25 protein-coding genes are annotated in these 19,963 nt (G+C 44.6%); 22 read left to right on the forward strand and 3 right to left on the reverse strand.

All coding sequences use genetic code 11. From position 1 onward, the window contains the following. Positions 1-2 precede the first annotated feature (2 nt). The 3 genes from MHI27_RS13360 to MHI27_RS13370 are packed head-to-tail and all read left to right on the forward strand — an operon-like array spanning position 3 to position 1,814. A complete protein-coding gene (locus MHI27_RS13360) occupies positions 3-377 on the forward strand; it encodes a GntR family transcriptional regulator (RefSeq protein ID WP_042187671.1) in 375 nt (124 codons plus the stop codon). 13 nt (positions 378-390) lie between these two features. Continuing rightward, positions 391-1,092: an ABC transporter ATP-binding protein gene (locus MHI27_RS13365; protein ID WP_179085701.1), complete on the forward strand. Its 702-nt coding sequence runs from the start codon at positions 391-393 to the stop codon at positions 1,090-1,092. Next, on the forward strand, positions 1,086-1,814 hold the full coding sequence (locus MHI27_RS13370) for a hypothetical protein (RefSeq protein ID WP_405176467.1): 729 nt from the start codon (positions 1,086-1,088) through the stop codon (positions 1,812-1,814). The genes MHI27_RS13365 and MHI27_RS13370 overlap by 7 nt, the downstream gene beginning before the upstream one ends. Positions 1,815-1,927: 113 nt before the next feature. Here MHI27_RS13370 and MHI27_RS13375 read toward each other — a convergent pair whose 3' ends face one another. Beyond that, complete coding sequence (locus MHI27_RS13375) at positions 1,928-2,308, reverse strand: PilZ domain-containing protein (protein WP_042187677.1); 381 nt, start codon at positions 2,306-2,308, stop codon at positions 1,928-1,930. Positions 2,309-2,431: 123 nt separating this feature from the next. On the opposite strand from MHI27_RS13375, the gene MHI27_RS13380 reads away from it, so the two are divergent. The 8 genes from MHI27_RS13380 (at position 2,432) to coaD (ending at position 7,938) form a co-directional block, all read left to right on the forward strand. Then, entirely contained in the window at positions 2,432-3,040 is a 609-nt protein-coding gene (locus tag MHI27_RS13380; RefSeq protein ID WP_405176468.1) for a pentapeptide repeat-containing protein, read from the forward strand. 580 nt (positions 3,041-3,620) lie between these two features. Next, complete coding sequence (locus tag MHI27_RS13385) at positions 3,621-4,430, forward strand: glycoside hydrolase family 73 protein (protein ID WP_405176469.1); 810 nt, start codon at positions 3,621-3,623, stop codon at positions 4,428-4,430. A 20-nt stretch (positions 4,431-4,450) separates the two neighbouring features. After that, complete coding sequence (locus MHI27_RS13390) at positions 4,451-4,735, forward strand: holin (protein WP_149644303.1); 285 nt, start codon at positions 4,451-4,453, stop codon at positions 4,733-4,735. 111 nt (positions 4,736-4,846) lie between these two features. Then, a complete protein-coding gene (locus tag MHI27_RS13395; RefSeq protein WP_405176470.1) occupies positions 4,847-5,269 on the forward strand; it encodes a hypothetical protein in 423 nt (140 codons plus the stop codon). A 121-nt stretch (positions 5,270-5,390) separates the two neighbouring features. Then, on the forward strand, positions 5,391-5,495 hold the full coding sequence (locus tag MHI27_RS13400; RefSeq protein WP_081382793.1) for a sporulation protein YjcZ: 105 nt from the start codon (positions 5,391-5,393) through the stop codon (positions 5,493-5,495). Between the two features lie 377 nt (positions 5,496-5,872). Next, on the forward strand, positions 5,873-6,328 hold the full coding sequence (locus MHI27_RS13405) for a DUF6773 family protein (protein WP_405176471.1): 456 nt from the start codon (positions 5,873-5,875) through the stop codon (positions 6,326-6,328). A 499-nt stretch (positions 6,329-6,827) separates the two neighbouring features. Then, the gene (rsmD, locus tag MHI27_RS13410) at positions 6,828-7,436 is read left to right on the forward strand and encodes a 16S rRNA (guanine(966)-N(2))-methyltransferase RsmD (RefSeq protein WP_060624086.1); all 609 of its coding nucleotides are present in this window, start codon (positions 6,828-6,830) and stop codon (positions 7,434-7,436) included. Continuing rightward, entirely contained in the window at positions 7,420-7,938 is a 519-nt protein-coding gene (gene coaD / locus MHI27_RS13415; RefSeq protein WP_076282781.1) for a pantetheine-phosphate adenylyltransferase, read from the forward strand. The genes rsmD and coaD overlap by 17 nt, the downstream gene beginning before the upstream one ends. Here the strand turns inward: coaD and MHI27_RS13420 are convergent. After that, positions 7,910-9,136, reverse strand: coding sequence for a nucleoside recognition domain-containing protein (locus tag MHI27_RS13420; protein WP_405176472.1), 1,227 nt, complete (start codon positions 9,134-9,136; stop codon positions 7,910-7,912). The two genes, coaD and MHI27_RS13420, sit on opposite strands and share 29 nt — an antisense overlap. A gap of 152 nt (positions 9,137-9,288) precedes the next feature. Between MHI27_RS13420 and MHI27_RS13425 the strand changes: the two genes are divergently transcribed. Continuing rightward, positions 9,289-10,326 carry a SepM family pheromone-processing serine protease gene (locus MHI27_RS13425; protein WP_341060624.1) on the forward strand — a complete coding sequence of 346 codons (1,038 nt, stop codon included), beginning with the start codon at positions 9,289-9,291 and terminating at the stop codon, positions 10,324-10,326. Here the strand turns inward: MHI27_RS13425 and MHI27_RS13430 are convergent. Next, complete coding sequence (locus MHI27_RS13430; RefSeq protein ID WP_405176473.1) at positions 10,316-11,554, reverse strand: nucleotidyltransferase; 1,239 nt, start codon at positions 11,552-11,554, stop codon at positions 10,316-10,318. The genes MHI27_RS13425 and MHI27_RS13430 overlap by 11 nt on opposite strands. 218 nt (positions 11,555-11,772) lie before the next feature. Here MHI27_RS13430 and MHI27_RS13435 point away from each other — a divergent pair, with 218 nt between their 5' ends. The 10 genes from MHI27_RS13435 (at position 11,773) to rnc (ending at position 19,914) form a co-directional block, all read left to right on the forward strand. Further along, positions 11,773-12,285 carry a DUF177 domain-containing protein gene (locus tag MHI27_RS13435; protein ID WP_042187699.1) on the forward strand — a complete coding sequence of 171 codons (513 nt, stop codon included), beginning with the start codon at positions 11,773-11,775 and terminating at the stop codon, positions 12,283-12,285. 69 nt (positions 12,286-12,354) lie between these two features. After that, complete coding sequence (rpmF, locus tag MHI27_RS13440) at positions 12,355-12,528, forward strand: 50S ribosomal protein L32 (RefSeq protein ID WP_019911234.1); 174 nt, start codon at positions 12,355-12,357, stop codon at positions 12,526-12,528. Between the two features lie 423 nt (positions 12,529-12,951). After that, a complete protein-coding gene (gene fapR / locus MHI27_RS13445) occupies positions 12,952-13,548 on the forward strand; it encodes a transcription factor FapR (RefSeq protein WP_042127208.1) in 597 nt (198 codons plus the stop codon). After that, positions 13,532-14,521: a phosphate acyltransferase PlsX gene (gene plsX, locus MHI27_RS13450; RefSeq protein WP_042187701.1), complete on the forward strand. Its 990-nt coding sequence runs from the start codon at positions 13,532-13,534 to the stop codon at positions 14,519-14,521. Before fapR ends, plsX begins: the two co-directional genes overlap by 17 nt. Before the next feature lie 8 nt (positions 14,522-14,529). Then, positions 14,530-15,519: a beta-ketoacyl-ACP synthase III gene (locus MHI27_RS13455; RefSeq protein ID WP_139328492.1), complete on the forward strand. Its 990-nt coding sequence runs from the start codon at positions 14,530-14,532 to the stop codon at positions 15,517-15,519. 37 nt (positions 15,520-15,556) lie between these two features. Next, the gene (gene fabD, locus MHI27_RS13460; RefSeq protein ID WP_042187705.1) at positions 15,557-16,480 is read left to right on the forward strand and encodes an ACP S-malonyltransferase; all 924 of its coding nucleotides are present in this window, start codon (positions 15,557-15,559) and stop codon (positions 16,478-16,480) included. Positions 16,481-16,532: 52 nt separating this feature from the next. Further along, positions 16,533-17,282, forward strand: a complete 750-nt coding sequence (gene fabG, locus MHI27_RS13465; RefSeq protein WP_042187706.1) for a 3-oxoacyl-[acyl-carrier-protein] reductase — start codon at positions 16,533-16,535, stop codon at positions 17,280-17,282. Positions 17,283-17,506: 224 nt separating this feature from the next. Further along, positions 17,507-17,740: an acyl carrier protein gene (locus MHI27_RS13470; protein ID WP_036686493.1), complete on the forward strand. Its 234-nt coding sequence runs from the start codon at positions 17,507-17,509 to the stop codon at positions 17,738-17,740. 218 nt (positions 17,741-17,958) lie between these two features. Continuing rightward, entirely contained in the window at positions 17,959-19,197 is a 1,239-nt protein-coding gene (gene fabF, locus MHI27_RS13475) for a beta-ketoacyl-ACP synthase II (protein WP_076282776.1), read from the forward strand. A gap of 12 nt (positions 19,198-19,209) precedes the next feature. Next, complete coding sequence (gene rnc / locus MHI27_RS13480; RefSeq protein ID WP_042127220.1) at positions 19,210-19,914, forward strand: ribonuclease III; 705 nt, start codon at positions 19,210-19,212, stop codon at positions 19,912-19,914. Positions 19,915-19,963: the final 49 nt, after the last annotated feature.

Consider the following 19,963-nt stretch of genomic DNA (forward strand, 5'->3'; position numbering starts at 1 on the left):
TCATGACAATCGAATTCGATAACAACCTGCCGATTTATATTCAGATCATGAATTACATCAAAGGAGAAATCGTCACAGGTAAGTTAAAACCAGGAGATAAAATTCTCTCGGTACGAGAGCTTGCCAATGAACTGCAGATTAATCCGAATACAGTACAAAGAACCTTTCAGGAACTGGAGCGTGAAGAAATCGTGGAGACCCGGCGTGGAATGGGAAGATACGTCACTAGTAATGAAGGAACTATTTTGACCATCAAAAAAGAAATGGCAAAGGATGTACTAGATCGTTTCATTCGTGGCATGCAGGACCTTGGTTTTCAAGGTGAAGATATTTTAGCGGCAGTAGCAGAGAGTATCCGAAACAAGGATGGAGAATAGGGGGATAAGCAAGTTGGAAAATATACTTGAGGTTCATGACGTTACAAAAAAATATAGATCCAAGCACGCCCTCCGCGGAGTATCCTTTAATCTGAGTGCGGGTAAAATCACGGGACTGCTGGGCAGTAACGGCAGCGGTAAAAGTACACTTATGAAAATCATCGCCGGGCTGACACAGCCTACTTCCGGTCGTGTATCCATTATTGGAGGGGCTGTAGGCATAGATAGTAAAGCAGTAGTGTCATTTATGCCCGATAAGCCGCTTACAGAATCCTGGATGAATGTTAAGGATGCTCTAAAGTTCCAAAGTGATTTCTATCCGGATTTTGATCAGACTAAGGCTTCTCGAATGTTGGAGTTTATGAAGCTAAGTGCTCAAGATAAGGTGAAGGATTTGTCCAAAGGGATGAATGAACGTCTACAGCTTACACTTGCTTTATCACGCCGAGCTAGCCTGTATTTACTGGATGAGCCAATCGGTGGTGTTGATCCAGTAGCTAGAACTAAAATTCTTAACGCGTTAGTAGAGTTTTATGAAGAGGACAGCACCATTCTCCTTTCTACTCATTTAGTTTCGGATATCGAGCGGATCTTTGATGATGTGATTTTTATAAAAGAGGGAGAAATTGTGATGCATACGGCGGTAGAAGATATCCGGCTGCGCCAAGGTAAAAGCATAGACGAACTGTTCAGAGAGGTGTACGCAGAATGCTAAAGCTAGTGAAGTATGATTTTAGACGAGATAGGGATAAGTTTCTTGCTGTTTTTGTAATCACCATTCTTGTGCAGTTTGTGATAGGATTTACGGTTCATTCAGATCAAGACATGTTCATGATGAACGTCACTTCCTATGCCGTAGCAGGTGTAGTGCTTCTCTTTTTTAGTCTGCGTACCTTCGGTCAGAACCTGAGATTATTCAATCGGAGGCTTGTTCCAGTACCAGTCCTGTATACCGTTCTCTCACCGGTAATGCTGTTTTTAGGGTCGTTACTCGCTTTATTTCTTGTCGCTTATATTCATTTAGCAGTAGATATTATGATGTTTTCAACTTCGTTTTTACCGGAAAAATTTTGGCTGATTTCTGCATATACAGTGCTACTAGTCTTTTGGGCTTCCGCCTACTCTATGTTGCTCGTGATGTTCTCCATGACCGTTGCAATGAGTGTGAGAGTGAAAGGAAGAGTATGGATTGGGATAGCCGTTTTTTTTGTAATACAGTATATAATTTCTTTATTAGAAACATCGATGTTCGATCATAAAAATGTCACTTTGGAAAGAGCTTTTCGATTTGAAGTGACGGATGAGGCCGCTAAATTAAATGATATTGAGATCTCTCAGTATGTTCTTGGCTTACTTCCTACCCTGTTCGAAGCTGTGATTATTACGATTCTAGTATATGCTATTGTTAAGCTCGTTAAAAAAAGAGTGGAGTCCTAGGTACACGATGAAATAACGCTTTTTAGAACGAAGGCAGAGCGATTAGCTTTGTCTTCGTTTTTATGCAAAAAAAAGACGCCTTTCCATGAGAAGGGCATCTGTTATGTAGAATTCTACAGGCCCTCTACATTTAGAGAGGCTGTCCATATATCGAGTTCTCTATGTAGCTGTTCTTCTTCGTCCTCGTTTAATTTAAGTTTAACTCCATATTGGTATTGGCCGAGTCCGAACATCCAGCCCCAACGGACGCTGCCTACGAGTTGAAGCTTTTCTTCGTTTAATTGAAGATGAATCACTAGCTTTGTATCGCCCGCCGTGAATCGAAGATTCAGGGGGGTGCGCACTTTGCAGCCAGATCGGCTAAGATCGAGCAACACAGCTTCTGTTAGCTTTCCGGCGCCCGGACCGCTACTACTTATTGGAACTTCAATCCAGCATTCAAGCGGCTGGTTCATTACATAGCGAAATGGTTCTTTCCTGCTGGACACATCCATAATTTCCCTCCATATCGTTTATTTGCAATTATATCGAAAGAGATTGTTGAGAACAATCTACTAAAGTGCTATTTTTAATAAGAATAAATTTATTTAATCCTAATGAAGGTGATGAGACTTAACATGTACCAATACCTTAATGAAACGTTCCAAAAACACAATTTTGACCAAGGAAGTCTACAGGACGGGGAACTAAATAACTGTACATTTGAGCAGTGTTCCTTCAAGGGAAGCTCTATGGAAGAGATGACTTCCATCGGCTGCCGATTTATAGATTGCGATTTTACTGGAGCCATGCTCAATGCATCACATCATAAAGGCTCGGCTTTTACTAACTGTAAGTTCACGGGTGCGAATCTGTTCGTATCGAAATTTGAAAATTGTAAAATGGTAGGATCTGATTTCTCAAATGCTTATTTGGACGGGATCACACTTATCGGCGGGGACTGGTCTTACACGAACCTGAGACATACCAATCTTAGCAGACAGGATCTACGCGGGATTCGATTTACTGAGGCCGATCTCATGGGTTGTAATTTGCAAAAAAGTGATCTTCGAGGGGCTGATCTGAGCCGTGTACAGCTGTCTCAATGCAAGCTTAAGGGGGCTGACCTACGGGATGCTATAGTTGAAGGAATTGATTTGAAAAGTTTGGATCTGCAAGGTGTTCGTATGGATATAGATCAGGCTGTACTGTTAGCACGCTCTTTTGGGGCTAAGGTAGGAAACTAGGAATAGGGGCATCAGCTGCTAATGTTGTAGCGGTTGATGCCCCTTTAGATTGTTATCAAGAAATACATATGCACATTGTATGAAACTTCTTATGTATATTTGCTTGCTTAACGGTTAACGCAGTCTTTTTCTGGGTTTGGCCCACCATTTAATCCAAAGAAAACCTTCGTCATCACGGAAAAATTTAATACCTACCCAGCGTAAGGGTGTCCATAGTTCTCTAAAGTAATATGAAGGCATAGTCTATTAGACCCTCCTATATAGTCAATTAATACTATATGTTACGCTAGTTTTAATGAAACTTCAAGACAATTTTACTTATAATTACATATTATGAATCTACGAGAAGTAAAATGCTCATGTGAGCAGGACTAATAGCCCTATGTGGGTTGCATGCTTCATTTAATTCTTTTCAGCTACTTATGTCACATCTGAATTATCAAATACTAACACGGGCTCTTTGGGCGCGTGTTTTGACGTTTATTTTGAATGGAATCTAGCAATGACGCTCTATTTAGTAGGGATATGCACAAGCATTTCATTATGGTCAGCATTTAATAAAAGGAGAGGAAGTGATGAAATGACGGAGACCGAGTTTATTGCGAAGATCGCAAATTTTGCTGTGAAGGACATGCAGATCAGCAAGGTTCCGGCATCGCTAACGATAGCTCAAGCGGCGCTGGAATCGGGCTTTGGCAGCAGCGGATTGACTGTTAAGGCCAACAATTTGTTTGGGATTAAAGGTAGCGGACCAGCCGGTAGTATTACTGTGCAAACTACTGAATATGTTAATGGTAAAGCTGTTAAAGTAGAAGCTCTTTTTCGGGCCTATAACAACTGGGGAGAATCTGTTGCGGATCATTCCGGGTTGATTGTGAATGGTGTTTCGTGGAATCGTAATCTTTACAGCAAGGTGCTTGGTGCTAGTGGCAAGGTAGCTGCACAAGAGATTGCTGCCGCTGGTTATGCTACCGACCCAAACTATGCAGCAAAGCTAATCCAAATCATGAATACCTACAATTTGTATAAATATGATGATGAAGCCAAGGAAGGTGATGACGAAATGTCGGGAGAGGATAAACAAAGGCTGGCTAGTCTGGAAACGGAAATAAAGGAATTGCGTGGTCTTATTGTGAGCCTTACGGATAGCAAGGATACGCTAAAAACAGGTATGCAGGAACAAGGACAGTCGATTACTAAGCTTTCAGATCGTGTGACTTTAATCGAAGGCCGTGCAGTGATGAATGTACCCCCATGGGCTGAAGCGGCAATAAAAGCAGCGAGTGCTGCAGGGCTTCTGGATACACCGTCAGGTGGCAGTTATGACTTCTATCGCATAATAACAGTGCTGAACCGTGCAGGCTTACTTGTTTCTGGTAGTGGAAAATGAAATAAGGAGGATTAAACACTATGTATAATGATGCTCTCAACAGTGTGCTTGCCTTTGCTTCCGTGCTGGCTGTTTTTGTAATGGCACTTGTACAACTTGTGAAGAATAGCGTGCAACTTCCGCGGAATATTGTACCGGTTGTTGGATTAGCTATTGGCTTGCTGGTTGGAGCAGTAGCCTATCCGTTCACTGATATGAATCTGATCCTGCGGCTATGGGCTGGAGGGCTAGCAGGACTTTCGGCGACGGGGTTATTTGAGCTTGCTTTTAACAAAAGGGAAGGAACCAAAACAGATGATAAATAGACTCGGCCTATCAGTTATATAAAACAATCGTTTTATACAGGTATTGTGACTACGCAATCTATCGAGAACCCTAATATATTATCTTATGTCAATTATAAAGGGGGTGCAACGATGGGAACTTATCTTGATGCAAGAACGTCGCAAAATGCCAGCCTCGCCAACTCTATAGCTATTCCTATAACAGTTCTAAATACTCCACAGCTGTTTGGACAGATTGGGTTGTTGACTGCTGGAGTGACTACAAATCCGCGTGTGCTGCTTAAAGGAACAATCTCTGTAATACTTCCTTTAGCTTTAGTGGGAATCACAATTACGATTGTAAGGGGAACCTTGCCAACCGATCCGCTTATATATTCTGCTACTTCAACTTTTGGTCTAAGTATATTGGCTCCGCAAGTCATAACCTTTTCAGCAGACGATTTCTTACCTGCAATCACACCTCAACTCACTTATACAGCATTTGTATCTTCTAATCTTCTCGGCACAGTTCGTGTGGGTCCAGAAAGCTTTGACGGTATTTTAGTTTCTGATTAATTGCAGAGCATTTAACCTCACTGGTTGCCAGTGGGGTCTTTTTTTTAACCGTTCGCCCAATCTTCTAAGAAGATGATTACATATCTTATGATGTATTCTAAAATACGGAGGAGGTCTTCTCATGGGTGCAGAATTTGGTCATGTTGGTGGTGCTTTTACTAATACAGGCGCAATCTTAGTGTTGTTCATCTTGTTAGTTATTATTACGAGCGCATGCATATTCTAAAGATATAAAAAAGTCTGCTTCTGGCATGCGTGCTGGAAGCAGACTTTCTTAATGGTACTATTTCGATTTATGCCATGCAAAGCAAAAGTCGTTAGGATTCTACTCTCGTATTGAAGTACATAAAAAATGCTGACCGGGATTTCTTCCATTATTGTACTATTAATCATTTTCATAACGGTGGGAAGCTTTTATTTCTATCATGTAACCCCGACCGTGACTGTCTAACAAAGGGCTGCCGAAAGGTGGTCCTTTTGTGATGTATATACTCCTTAGTGAATTTATTGTGTGAGTTTGCTTTTTATTCACATTTAAATGCAATATATAAATTGCATTATGTAATAAATATATTATAATTCTGGTTATAGGGAGGGATAATAATGAAAAAAAGTAAAATGAATGATGAGCGAATTGTATCTCAAAGAAGAACGATTCAAAGTGATGCTTATCAAATATTAGTATATTGTTTGCTGATTTCAGTACTGATTCAACAATTCATAATGAATGCTCCGTTTGAGCAATTCGCAGTCGAGTTTTTCTGTTTGATTGGTAGTGGAATATATATAACGATACGGCACTTGTCTGTTGGTGTTGATATTTGGGATTCCCAAAGAAACACAAACAAAAAGCTGCTCATAAACAGCATTATTTCAGGCGGAATTTGTGTTTCGTTGCTTATAGTTTTGGCGGGAGAAAGAAATGTATGGAGCATTATTTTAATCTTTGTATCTTTTATAATTGTTTATTTTCTTACACACCTAGTGTTACGGAATATAAACAAAAAAAGACAACAACAAATCGATGATGAATTAAGTAGTGATGATACAGTTGAATGAAATGCGCGGATTTTTAATAGATTCTAAAGATTGCGAGCAATCAAACCAACGAACCTACGATCTAATGGCTTCCAGACAGGACAACATTAAGCGAACCCGTCAACCTTAAGGGGTCGGCGGGTGTCTTTCATTGTGCGAAACTAGTAATTTTGTATTGGTTATTCTATATAATAATAACTTTTAATGTCTTTAAACATAAATTCGGGGCCCTATCTCTAGGGCCCCTTTCATGGGAGAGGAGAAACCGGACGAAGAGCTTATGGGGAAACGTAAGCCTGCTCCGCGGTTGTCTACGACATTTGTGGTGTCGATAATTACATGATGTCCCTGGAAGCCCAGTCTTATACATAAGGAAGACTTATTTATCGGAATAGTCTTGATCTTTCCATTTTTCATATCAAGACAAATTTTTTATTTCATCGCGCAAATGTGTTACGATAGGCGTGGACTTATGCCCTTTTGGGTATAACAAACAGAGACATAGAGCGGGTGATTGACGGTGAGAGTGGTATCGGGAAGTGCAAAAGGAAGACCACTAAAAAGTGTGCCGGGAAGTGGAACAAGACCTACAACCGATAAGGTGAAGGAAGCTGTATTCAGTATGATCGGTCCATATTTTGAAGGTGGAGCGGTACTGGATTTGTTCGCAGGTACAGGTGGTTTGGGTATCGAAGCTTTAAGCAGAGGGATGGAAAGTGCCGTATTTGTAGATATGGATCCCAAGAGTATTGACACCATTCGTGCCAATTTGAAGGCGACTAATCTTGAAGCGAGTGCGCAAGTGTACCGAAATGAAGCAGGAAGAGCACTCAGTGCATTAGAGAAGCGGGGACGTGTTTTTGATTTAGTCTTTCTAGATCCTCCCTACCGATTGAAGCACGGAGATGAGCTGATGTTATCTATGGTAGAAAAAGGAATGCTGCAAGAGGACGCAATCATTGTTCTGGAGCATGAATCAAGTTATGCCTATCCTGAGGATATCCCAGGATTTTATAGGCTGCGTCAGGCCGTATACGGAGAAACGACAATTTCTATTTATCAGTATGAAGCTAATCCTTCTGTGGAAAGCGAGACTGGTGAGGAGGTAGAGAATGAGTCAGCAAATTAGAAAAGAACGTGTTGCCATCTATCCAGGCACCTTTGATCCCGTGACTATGGGACATATGGATATTATTCGGCGCGCATCCAAGCAATTCGACCGTTTAATCGTAACGGTGCTTAATAATTTGAGTAAGAACCCGCTGTTTACTGTAGAAGAGCGGACAGAGCTTTTAAGACAGGCAACAGCTGATATTCCCAATGTGGAAATCGACAGCTTTAGGGATCTATTAGTCAATTATGTTCGTCAAAAAGATGCTCAAGTCATTGTACGTGGTATTCGTACCGTAACTGACTTTGAATATGAACTGCAAAACGCATCCATCAACCATAGTCTGGATCCGGATGCGGAAACGATCTTTATGATGACTAATCCGAAATATTCCTATTTAAGCTCCAGCGTTGTAAAAGAAATTGCCCATTTTGGTGGGAATGTGTCTGACTTCGTGACGCCTGAGGTGGAACAGGCGATGAAGCTTAAATTTAATCGAGCCGATGGCGAAAAGCGCTAACGAGATAGATCGTTGCGGATAATGCCAGGAGGATGATTAGCAGAAGCGATTGCAAACTAAGCAACTGTGGAAAAGAGCTCCATATGGCAGTTACATTAATGGTTCTGTTTGGTATGGATTGTGAATCAGCGAGCGCAGGCAAAGCAGCCTCACTTATTACTAAAAGTGGTTTCCATAGTAGCAGTGTTAATAAAAAAGCATAAACGCCATGCATCAGGCGAACGACAGCATAGGGGAGGAATCGGACATTTGCTTGTTTAAGCAACGTCAGCACCTGTAGCTGTGCGCAGAGCCCGCTCCAGCCTAGTGCAGCAGAGAGTATGGCCAAGCCTAGTACACCTGATGCTCCAGCTCCGATGCTCGAGAGCCCTTTGCTTATAGCGTCGGCTCCTAAATGAATCTCGAGCAAGCTCGCTGGCAGAGCGGCTGGCAATGCAGGAAGTACCGTAGTAATGATATTGATGACCACGGCGAACATAATCATGTAACCGCCCACAACCATCAAATTTTGTACCGCTGTAGCTACTGACTCCCCAAGAAGTCTACCGAAGCTTCGGCCATCTCTTGATCTGGCTTCAGTGGCTGCAAGTTGGACACGACTATATAAAGAAGGTCGTTTGGTATTCGTGCTTTCTTTTACAGAAGGCTGCGGATTGTCTAGCCGGCCATTTAAAAGAGCGTCTGTATAACTGGCCAGAAGTCCTGAAACCCAGTGGATAGCAAGTAGAAAGTAACCTGCTGTAGGACTATGTAGGAAAGCTACACCAATCACAATGAGCAGGGTTACTGGACTGGCGAAATGCGTAAGTGAAGCAAGACGAGCGGCTTCCTTGTCCGAAATGCTGCCCTGCTTATGAAGCTGCATTACTCCACCGGCCCCGCCGGGGAATCCAGCGGTGATTCCAAGCGCCAAAGTCCAACCACTCGCGCCAGGCAGTCGAAAGACCTTTTTCATCAATGGTTCCAGGAGAACTCCGAAACCATGCACGAAGCCCGAAGCGGTTAGCATCTCAGACAGCATCAAGAAGGGTAGAAGTGCAGGGAATACGAGTGTCCACCAGAGCTTTAACCCTTGGAGAGAAGCCTCGAAAGAGCTTTCTGGTGAGATGATGATGGCAATGGCTAACAGGATTGCGATCACCCCAGATAAAAAAGGTGTGGAGCGACTAGCTAGCCGGCGTATTTTAATATTGTTCATTTCTAGAATCACCTCTTCATAACTTAAGGCATAGCGGATGTGTTATCAATTTATGCAGAGTAGACAACCATCATGCCAAACCACTAGTCGAAGCGGTAATGAAGTTCAAACATTCAACTCCTAAATGTGCCGTGGGAAAGAAGGGAAGAGTAGTGAAGCAGTTGAAGCATCGGCCGGGATTCCGTGCCACAGCTTACCTCTTTACGTTTGTAGTTATCGTGTATGTATTTGTTTTTATGAACACCCCTTACATCGTATATCAACCGGGTAGTGCCTCTGAAGTTGCCCCTATGATTAAAGTGGAAAATGCTGATCCAGCTGAAGAAGGAACCTTCATGATGACTACAGTATCTGCTAGTTACGCTAATGTGGCGTTGCTGGTCGCCTCTGTTTTTAACTCCAATTCAGAGGTTGTGCGGAAAGAAACACGGTTAGGAGATAAGTCTGAAGATGAGTATGCTGCGGAGCAGGTTTTTTATATGAACAGCTCGCAATCTTACTCCGTTCAGGCGGCCTATCATGCTGCAGGAATTCCGTATGAGGATATTGTGGATTATTTGTATGTTTTTTCAGTTCCGGTTGCCAGTAATAAAGGACAATTCCAGCCGGGTGACAGAATCATAAGTGTAGAAGGCCAGAAGATACCCGATCCGGAAGCACTTTCAGCTTTGCTTTCAACAAAAAAAATCGGTGATCAGGTCGCTGTTGTTTTACAAAGAAACGGTAAGGAAGTAAAGGAACAAGTGACACTTGTCGAGATCAAAGATAAAGAAGGTACTGCAGTTCGACCTGGTTTTGGAGTCACTATAGCCGCAGTTCAAAAGGTAAAACCTAAAGAACAAGGCAAAGCGGTCAGCTTTGTGGATACGAATGTTGGCGGTCCTTCTGCAGGTCTGATGTTCACTATGGAGATTTACAACCGGCTTACGCCTGGTGATTTAACCAAAGGTCATAGGGTTGCAGGAACGGGTACGATCGACGCTGAGGGTGTGGTAGGTGCTATCGGTGGAGTGAAGCATAAGATTGTTGCAGCGGATCGAGAAGGGGCGGAGATTTTTTTCGTTCCTGTTAAGAATTACGACGAAGCCAAAACGAAAGCTGATAAAATCGGCACATCTATGAAGTTGGTACCCGTATCGACACTGGATGAAGCACTGAAGTATATGGAGGAACTACCGGTCAAACCATGACCGGAGGTTCCAAATAATCGCGATACATATCGGTTCTATGAGGTTCTCGAAAAGCTCCTGCGAAAGCAGACGCGGCTTGAAGGTCTCGTTCAAGTTGTGGATGGGAGCACAGTGAAGGCCGCATGACGATGGGTAAGGTTGCTTTTTGTTTCATCTCTTTAAGGAGAGCTCGTCCGCTTTCTCTAAAACCAAGGATTCGAATATATCCGGGCCCCTCCGCTAGTACAGAAGGGGTCATTTCTTCCCTTGTATGATTTAGCAAAATGTGTAGTAGTAGACGTTGCAGTCGTGTGTGCGTATAACGCTTGCTCTTAAGGGCTTGAAGCAAACCCGAGACAGAGAATTGCTCAAGATCGGGCATAAGTCGAAGGATTCTATTCTCCAAGCCTTCATTCATGTCTTGGATGGTTCGTAGCTCGGCAGCGGTACGTGTAGAGAGTAGGTGACGGAGGGGACCTCGGAAATGCTCCAATTCCAGAGGACCCCTACCTGCTGCATGCTCTCTTTCTAATATGGACACGCTATATTCCGGCATGTATGCTGCTGGGGAGCCGCCTTCTTGCAGCAGCTTACGAATAGCAGTGGCGCTTGCGATCGATGAGCCAACTTGCAAAGGATCGTGGAATCCGGCTGCTGTTCGCGGAACGGTTAGCGGTTTTATCTTACTATTCAGCCGCTGCAAGGCGATGAGATAATGCAAGCCAAGGCTGTTATTCGGCTGGCGCAGCAACTCGCCAGCATCGCCGGGACTCTCCTCTTCATGGAGAGTCCCTTCAAAGGCCACCGCCGCCGCTGCGCTGTACGCGGCGGGGAAGCTCGCTCCGAGCGCCATGCGGCGGCGGATCTCGCTCTGAAGTTCGCTGCTTTCCTCTGCCAGATACTTGGCCAGAGGAAGCAGCGAACCCAAAGTGCCGGCTTCGGAGCCGAAGCACAAGCTGTCCACGACTCCGGTCGCTTCCAGCAGTGCAACTGCTCCGAAGGCGAACCATTCTGCCGGCTGTACAGCATAGGCCACCGGCAGCTCAATGACGAGGTCGGCGCCCATTCGTAGCGCCATCTCTGTCCGGGCTTGCTTGCTTACCGCCGCCGGCTCGCCGCGCTGAGTAAAGGGACCGCTCATGACGACAATGGCGCGCTCAGCGCCAGATAGTCTTTTGGCTTCGGTGAAGTGATGGACATGTCCGTTATGTAATGGATTGTATTCTGCTATTATTCCAACTGTTGTCACTGCTGCTTCCCTCCGTATGTAACCATTATTTAAAATATAAGTAGAGATTAGTAAGATTAATATTTAGAAACTCAGTTCGCATATGCTGTCATTTTGATTTACACTAATAGTTATATCATAATTCTCTCCAATTCCTGAAACAATATAAAGGGAAAATGGTTGACAAAGGTATATAATACTAGGTATAATAAATTTTGTTTGTTTGGGAGTGATAAGTTATGCAGATTCACTTTCGCAAATTAGCGAATGCCGACGAACCGTTACATATTCACGATGTTGTGGATGTCAGCGAGGTAGTCAAAGGGCGCAAGGATATTCTAGCTGTTGCTCCGCTCTCAGTGGACCTTAAAGCGCTGCCCGCGGGAACCGATTGTGTGAACGTGGTGGGAAAACTGAGTGGAGATGTGGACATGTTATGTTCACGTTGTCTCACGGAGGTCAAAAGTGATTTGAACATTCCTTTTGCTGAGACTTTCAAGTGGCTTAAGCAGCCAGTTCTTCCAGATGATGACGAAGATGAGGAACTCATTTACGTCAAGGATGAGGTTGTGGATCTTATTCCTTATGTGGAAGAAAATTTCGTACTGCACTTACCGGATTCGGTATTGTGCAAGGCAGACTGTCTTGGTCTTTGTCAGAAATGCGGACAGAACTTGAACGAAGGCACCTGCAGTTGCGACAACACAGTGATCGATCCTCGACTCGCTGGGTTGAAAGACTTTTTCAAATGAAACATTACAACAAAACACATTCTGCTCTGAGGAGCAGGCTGACAGAAATATCACAAGGAGGTGGAACACATGGCAGTACCACAACGTAGAACGTCTAAAACACGCCGTGACAAACGTCGCACCCACTTTAAGTTGGTTGTGCCGGGCATGGTGAAATGCGAACAATGCGGAGAGTTGAAATTGGCTCACCACGTATGTAAAGTTTGCGGAACTTACAAAGCAAGAGAAATCATCAAACAATAGTTTCGGAATAAATAGTACTTCACTATCGGTGAAGTACTATTTTTTTTGAAATATAAGAATATATAAGTTTTACACTATACATTATCCTTATATTTTTTGCACAAACGCTTACCGTCTATTAGGGACGCTGAGGCGTTTATGCTTATCCAAACATAAGCCGCCCAGAAGTCAATGCTTTATTTTTGGTGCGGCATGCTTTATACTACATATTAGTACCTGGTTCTAAATAATGTTTAAGGTTATTTGACCTAATATAACAGCGGCCATTCAAGCGGCCGAATGCTTTCTTTAAAATATAAGAAAGTATAAGTTATGCACCTATACTTGATGTCTTATATTTCTCGCTTAAACGCTTATCGTCCATAAGGACACCGAAGGCGTTTATGCTTGGCACGTGCCAGGAGGTGAGCCGCAATCGAGCGGATGTCCAAGAAAGAACGTCAGCAACAGCTGCTACATATAATCGCAGGTAATCCTTTTGTAACGGATCGGGAGTTGACTCGTCAGCTAAAAGTTAGCATTCAGACGATTCGGTTAGACCGAATGGAGCTGGGGATACCGGAACTGCGTGAACGAATGAAGCAAATGGCAGAGCACTCCTATGATCAGGTGCGCTCTTTGCCTGCGGATGAAGTCATCGGAGATATTGTGGATTTACAATTGGACAAGAGTGGGATTTCGATATTTGAGATTCGCGAAGACCATGTGTTCTCTAGAAATGGGATCGCTCGTGGTCACTATGTGTTTGCTCAAGCGAACTCGCTTGCGGTTGCCGTAATCAACGATGAAATTGCTCTGACCGCTTCAGCCGATATACGTTTTGTACGCACAGTTCAGCTAGGTGAGAAGTGTATTGCCAAAGCACAGGTGCGGTCACTCGCCGGTAGGGGTGGCAAAGCAGAGGTGGACGTATTCACCTATGTCGGAGAAGAACTAGTGTTTCAGGGCCATTTTATAGTGTATCGGTCCGCAAATGATGAACACAGTGAAGGGGGTAACCATAGTGCTGATCGCCATTGATGCCATGGGCGGGGACAACGCTCCTGAATGTAATGTCGAGGGGGCGTTGTCCGCGGCCGCGGAATGGAAAGATACGCAGATTGTGCTCGTTGGTGACGAAGCCAGATTAGAGCCACTACTCAAAGACAAGCCATCTAATCTGACAATACGTCATGCAGGAGACGTCATTGGTTCTGATGAAGAGCCGGTTAAGGCAGTTCGTCGTAAAAAAGACTCATCCATGGTTGTAGCTGGACGAATGGTGCGTGAAGGTGAAGCAGATGCTATGATTTCGTCGGGTAACACGGGTGCGCTAATGACCACAGGACTCCTCGTAGTTGGCCGGATGCAGGGAATTGAACGTCCTGCACTAGCACCTATGATTCCAACGCTTGACGATGTTGGCGTACTGGCTCTTGATCTTGGTGCTAACATGGATGCGAAGCCTGAACATCTGGTACAATATGCGCTGATGGGCAGCATTTACCGAAGCAAGGTTCATGGTATTGCTAAGCCGCGTGTGGGACTTCTGAATGTAGGGACGGAGCCTGGAAAGGGTAACGAACTGACGAAAGAAGCTTATCCGCTGCTTGAGAACTTGCCAGGCATTCATTTTATCGGTAATGTTGAGGCACGTGACGTACTGACAGGGAATTGCGATGTGCTTGTCTGCGATGGATTTGCCGGTAATATTTTGCTAAAGTCTCTTGAGGGTACGGCGGGTGCTTTGTTCTCTTTGCTCAAGGAGCAATTTAGTCGTTCCCTGAAGACTAAGCTTGGCGCGGCTATGCTGATGCCGGAGCTTAGAGCTTTAAAGGGTAAAATGGATTACAAAGAGCACGGTGGTGCACCACTACTCGGTCTTAGCGGATTGGTAGTTAAGGGCCACGGATCTTCTGACGGAAATGCAGTTAAGAATGCGGTAAGACAAGCGCGGATTGCTCTACAAGCCGATCTTGTGCCAAGTATATCCAAGGAAATTAGCGGGAAGTGAGTGACGACATGAGACAGTTGCGACCGGTTGGAATTATAGGAACTGGGAAATATGTACCTGAGAAAATATTGACAAATAGCGATCTGGAAAAAATAGTGGAGACTAACGATGAGTGGATCGTCAGTCGGACAGGCATCCGCGAGAGACATATTGCTGCGCCTCACGAGGCAACTTCTGATCTAGCGTATGAAGCAGCACTCAAGGCACTTGATTCCGCTGGAATGAAAGCCGAAGATTTGGATCTTATTATTATTGCAACAGTAACACCTGATAGTGCTTTCCCTTCTACAGCCTGTATTTTACAGGATAAACTGGGTGCTAAAGGCGCTGCGGCTTTTGACTTGTCAGCAGCCTGCTCTGGTTTTGTATACAGCTTAGCTACTGCGGTTGGCTTTATCCAGAACGGAATGTACAATAATGCACTTATTATAGGTGCGGATACTTTATCCCGCATCACAGATTATACAGATCGCAATACTTGTGTCTTGTTTGGTGATGGAGCAGGTGCAGTTATCATTGGTGAGGTTCCGGAAGGTCGTGGTTTCCAATCCTTTGATCTGGGTGCTGAAGGCTCTGGAGGGAACTTGCTTAAGCTAGAAGCCGGCGGTTCGCGCTTGCCTGCCTCTCAGCAAACCGTTGAAGATAAGAAGCATTTCATTTATATGAATGGCCGTGAAGTCTTTAAATTTGCTGTTCGTGTAATGGGCTCAGCTACAGAACGTGTGCTTACTAAAGCTGGTCTGGGTAAGGAAGATATCGATTTGTTTGTACCTCACCAAGCGAATATTCGTATCATTCAATCCGCTATGCAGCGTCTTGATTTGCCACCAGAGAAATGTGTAATCAATGTTGATAAATATGCCAATACTTCGGCTGCCTCCATTCCACTAGCGCTTGTTGAAGCGGCGGAAGAAGGACGTATGAAAGAAGGCGACACCGTCCTGATGGTTGGATTCGGCGGTGGCTTGACTTGGGGCGCATCTGTATTGATCTGGTAATAAGCTAAGACCGTTATACGGGAAGGAGTTCATACTTATGAGTAAAATTGCATTCGTCTTTCCCGGTCAGGGAGCACAAGCAGTTGGAATGGGCAAGGATGTTTATGATGCTCTTCCAAACAGCCGTGCAGTGTTCGAGAAAGGGGATGAAGTTCTCGGATTTCCACTAAGTAAGCTGATTTTTGAAGGACCGGACAGTGAGTTGAAGCAAACGGTAAACACGCAACCAGCGCTTCTTACAGCAAGCGTAGCCTATCTTGAAGCTCTACGTGAACAAGGATTGAAGCCGGATTATGTTGCTGGTCATAGCCTTGGTGAATACAGTGCACTAGTAGCTGCGGGTGTGTTGTCATATGAAGATGCTGTAACACTTGTACGCTTGAGAGGCCGTTTCATGGAAGAAGCTGTTCCAGGAGGACAAGGTGCAATGGCGGCAGTGCTTGGTGCAGAACGAGAAGCGCTGGCAGCATTATGCCAAACTATCTCTGAAGAGAATGGTGTTGTAGAACTGGCTAACGTTAACTGTCCAGGTCAGATCGTTGTTTCCGGATCTCAGGAAGGCGTTAATGGTGTTGTGCAGCGTGTTAAAGAAGCTGGTGGCAAGCGGGCAATTCCGCTAGAAGTAAGTGGACCTTTTCACTCTTCTATGATGAGAGCTGCTGCAGATCGTTTGGCAGAAGAGTTGAAGAAAGTAACCTTCAACACTCCAAATGTACCTGTCATCGTTAACGTCACTGCATCACCGGTAACAGATCCCGAAGAAATTCGCGAACTGCTTGTTCGTCAGGTGTATTCTCCTGTGCTTTGGCAAGACAGTATTGAATGGTTGATTGCGGATGGTGTTGACACTTTTGTTGAGATTGGTTCTGGTAGTGTTCTGGCAGGTCTGATCCGCAAAATAGATAAAACAGTCAAAGTAATCAACATTAATACACTTGAAAGTGTCCAAACTGTTTTGTAAGAAATGGTTTAACATTTTGACAACAGCATCATGATTGAAAGGGGATTAGACTATGTTCTCAGCATTGCGGGGCCAAACGGCCCTTGTAACTGGCGGCTCACGTGGCATTGGCCGTAGTATCGCGCTTGCTCTTGCAGAACACGGTGTAAAGGTGGCCGTGAACTATGCAGGAAGTGAAGCGGCGGCACAGGAGACTGTGGCTCGTATTGTCGAGCTTGGCTCGGAGGGTATTGCACTCCGTGGAGATGTCGGCAATAGTGAACAGGCCGAGAGCCTTGTGAAAGAGGTTCTTAATACCTGGGGACGTATTGACATTGTTGTCAATAATGCCGGCATTACTAGGGACAACCTGATTATGCGCATGAAAGAGGAAGAGTTCGATCAAGTGATTGAGACGAATCTGAAAGGTGTGTTTAATTGCCTTAAGGCAGCAACACGTCCGATGATGAAACAGCGCTATGGCCGAATCATTAATATTTCCTCGGTTGTGGGCGTGACAGGTAACCCTGGTCAGGCTAATTACTCTGCAGCTAAGGCTGGTGTCATCGGTTTAACGAAGGCATCGGCTCGTGAGCTTTCTTCGCGGGGCATCACCGTCAACTGTATTGCTCCTGGGTTTATTGATACAGATATGACACGTGAGCTCTCTGAAGAAGTTCGCAGTGAGCTAGAGAAGGGCATTCCACTAGCTCGCCTTGGGCGTCCGGAAGAAGTAGCTATGACAGTTGTTTTCTTAGCTTCTGAAGGCGCCGCTTATATGACCGGCCAGACACTACACGTGGATGGCGGGATGTATATGTAATTCTCCTTTGAAAATATAAGAAAGTATAAGTTTCACACTATACTTTATCTTTATATTTCTTGCTTAAACACTTACCGTCCTTATAAGGACGCCGAAAGCGTTTATGCTTGGGAGAAATTACACTGTTTTAAAGATGAAATGTGAGGGATCAGGAAAGCGTTTTTTGCGGTCTATGGTATTTTGACCTCATATCTCGTATAATACCAAAAGAGGAGGTGAACCGGATGTCCGATGTATTAGAGCGTGTAAAACGCATTGTCATCGACCGCTTAGGTGCCGATGAAGCTGAGGTAACATTAGAAGCGTCTTTCAAAGATGATTTAGGTGCTGATTCTCTTGATGTAGTAGAATTGGTTATGGAATTGGAAGATGAATTCGACATGGAAATCTCTGATGAAGATGCAGAGACGATTACGACCGTGGGTGAAGTTGTGAAGTACATACAATCTCATACCTAGAGTCATATGATTGAGAGTCCCGTTCCAACTTGGGCGGGGCTTCTCCTCATTTATACAGCATTAAAGTTGTATTACAGGTTGCCATGTGCAGCTTCATAGGGATTATAACAGAACCGCGGAAGCTTTAATGATGCGGTGATCGCTGTTCATATAGTAATAATTTGCAGTATATAAGTACTGAATATAATGTATACAGCCTATAGATGGGGTGATTGTGTTTGAGTCATAGAGTGGTTGTAACCGGGATGGGCGTAATTACGTCACTGGGGAAAGACTTGGAGACGTTCTGGGATAATCTGATGAGCGGTAAATCAGGTGTATCGATGGTTGAAGCGTTTGATGTCAGCGAATACACTACGCAAATTGCTTCATCAGTTAAAGACTTTGATCCGGAGGCGCTTTTTGGCCGCAAGGAAGCCCGCAAAATGGACCGTTTTGTACAATTTGCAGTGGCTGCTGGTGAAGATGCATTGAGAGACAGTGGACTTAAGATCGGTGAAGATATCGATGCTGAACGGATCGGTGTATCTGTTGGTTCGGGTATCGGTGGTCTTGGTACTTGGGAAGACAATCATAATCTGTTGCTTGAAAAAGGGCCGAAACGGGTTAGCCCGTTCTTTATCCCGATGATGATCGCTAACATGGGTTCTGGGCAGCTGTCCATTAACCTCGGTGCAAAGGGACCGAATACGACTACAGTGACGGCCTGTGCTACAGGAAGTCATTCCATTGGGGAATCATTCCGTCTGATTCAACGTGGAGACGCGGATGCTATGATCTGCGGTGGTTCGGAAGCGACCATTCGTCCAACAGGAATGGCAGGATTCTGTGCAATGAGAGCGATGTCCACTCGTAATGATGAGCCGGAGAAGGCTAGTCGGCCATTTGATGTAGATCGCGATGGTTTCGTTATGGGAGAGGGCGCTGGGATCTTGATTCTGGAATCCCTTGAACATGCTGAGAAACGTGGAGCGAAGATTTATGCTGAGGTAATCGGCTATGGTCTAAGTGCTGATGCTCACCATATGACTGAACCGGATCCAGATGGTGCAGCTCGCTGCATGAAGATGGCAATCCGTGATGCTGGTATCTCTCCTGAAGATATTGATTACATCAACGCACATGGTACTTCAACGCCTGTAGGAGATCGATCAGAAACGGCTGCTGTTAAGAAAGCATTAGGTGAACATGCCTATAAAGTAGCTATTAGCTCAACGAAATCCATGACAGGTCATCTTCTAGGTGCTGCTGGTGGAGTAGAAGCTATTATCTGCGGACTCTCTTTGCAAAAAGGCATGATTGCTCCAACAATTAATTTGGACAACCAGGACCCGGAATGTGATTTGGATTATGTACCAAATGTTCCACGTAAAGCGGATCTTGATATCGTAATGTCGAATTCGTTTGGATTCGGGGGACATAACGCAACAGTTATTCTAAAAAAATATAATCAGTAAGGGGACAGCGCGGTGAAAGGAGAACTGAAGCAGTTACAACAGCAACTTCAAATCCAATTTCACGATTCTGTGCTTCTGAAGCAGGCCTTTACCCATGCATCTTATGTGAATGAACACCGTTTCAATCAGCATCAGGACAATGAGCGTCTCGAATTTCTAGGGGATGCTGTACTGGAGCTGACGGTTTCTGAATATTTGTACAATCTGTTGCCAGATCGACCTGAAGGGGAACTGACCAAGCTACGTGCCGCTATCGTATGCGAGCCTTCGCTGGTTAAGTTCGCTGAGAGTTTAGGTTTTGGCCGTTATGTACTGCTGGGAAAAGGGGAAGAACTTACGGGCGGACGTACTCGCCCGGCCCTGCTGGCTGATGTGTTCGAATCCTTCGTGGGAGCGCTTTATCTTGACCAAGGGCTGGAAACTGTACGGTCTTTTCTTGATAATCACGTATTTCCACTTGTGGAGACGGATGGGAAACTGCAAATGCAGATGACCGATTATAAGACGGAACTGCAAGAGCTAATTCAGCAGCACAATATGGGTACGTTGGAATATCGGATCATTGAAGAACGGGGACCCGCGCATGAGCGTGAATTCGTCTCTGAAGTGTTAATGACTAACCGTTCTCTTGGTAAAGGGAGCGGCCGCTCGAAGAAGGAAGCAGAGCAGCAGGCTGCAGCAGCTGCACTGTTGCATCTGAAAGAAGATGGTGCCTGAATTTTGCATCATGTGGACAAGCGGAGGAGAGCAGCAAAGGTCTGAATAC

The organism is Paenibacillus sp. FSL H8-0261 (assembly GCF_045040645.1).
GTDB lineage: Bacteria > Bacillota > Bacilli > Paenibacillales > Paenibacillaceae > Paenibacillus_AQ.

Bases quoted from the DNA above. Each gene is read 5' to 3' on its own strand.
- MHI27_RS13360 (WP_042187671.1), top strand. From the start codon at position 3: ATGACAATCGAATTCGATAACAACCTGCCGATTTATATTCAGATCATG.
- MHI27_RS13370 (WP_405176467.1), top strand. From the start codon at position 1,086: ATGCTAAAGCTAGTGAAGTATGATTTTAGACGAGATAGGGATAAGTTT.
- MHI27_RS13375 (WP_042187677.1), bottom strand. From the start codon at position 2,308: ATGGATGTGTCCAGCAGGAAAGAACCATTTCGCTATGTAATGAACCAG.
- MHI27_RS13380 (WP_405176468.1), top strand. From the start codon at position 2,432: ATGTACCAATACCTTAATGAAACGTTCCAAAAACACAATTTTGACCAA.
- MHI27_RS13385 (WP_405176469.1), top strand. From the start codon at position 3,621: ATGACGGAGACCGAGTTTATTGCGAAGATCGCAAATTTTGCTGTGAAG.
- MHI27_RS13390 (WP_149644303.1), top strand. From the start codon at position 4,451: ATGTATAATGATGCTCTCAACAGTGTGCTTGCCTTTGCTTCCGTGCTG.
- MHI27_RS13395 (WP_405176470.1), top strand. From the start codon at position 4,847: ATGGGAACTTATCTTGATGCAAGAACGTCGCAAAATGCCAGCCTCGCC.
- MHI27_RS13400 (WP_081382793.1), top strand. From the start codon at position 5,391: ATGGGTGCAGAATTTGGTCATGTTGGTGGTGCTTTTACTAATACAGGC.
- MHI27_RS13405 (WP_405176471.1), top strand. From the start codon at position 5,873: ATGAAAAAAAGTAAAATGAATGATGAGCGAATTGTATCTCAAAGAAGA.
- coaD (WP_076282781.1), top strand. From the start codon at position 7,420: ATGAGTCAGCAAATTAGAAAAGAACGTGTTGCCATCTATCCAGGCACC.
- MHI27_RS13420 (WP_405176472.1), bottom strand. From the start codon at position 9,136: ATGAACAATATTAAAATACGCCGGCTAGCTAGTCGCTCCACACCTTTT.
- MHI27_RS13435 (WP_042187699.1), top strand. From the start codon at position 11,773: ATGCAGATTCACTTTCGCAAATTAGCGAATGCCGACGAACCGTTACAT.
- rpmF (WP_019911234.1), top strand. From the start codon at position 12,355: ATGGCAGTACCACAACGTAGAACGTCTAAAACACGCCGTGACAAACGT.
- fapR (WP_042127208.1), top strand. From the start codon at position 12,952: ATGTCCAAGAAAGAACGTCAGCAACAGCTGCTACATATAATCGCAGGT.
- MHI27_RS13455 (WP_139328492.1), top strand. From the start codon at position 14,530: ATGAGACAGTTGCGACCGGTTGGAATTATAGGAACTGGGAAATATGTA.
- fabD (WP_042187705.1), top strand. From the start codon at position 15,557: ATGAGTAAAATTGCATTCGTCTTTCCCGGTCAGGGAGCACAAGCAGTT.
- fabG (WP_042187706.1), top strand. From the start codon at position 16,533: ATGTTCTCAGCATTGCGGGGCCAAACGGCCCTTGTAACTGGCGGCTCA.
- MHI27_RS13470 (WP_036686493.1), top strand. From the start codon at position 17,507: ATGTCCGATGTATTAGAGCGTGTAAAACGCATTGTCATCGACCGCTTA.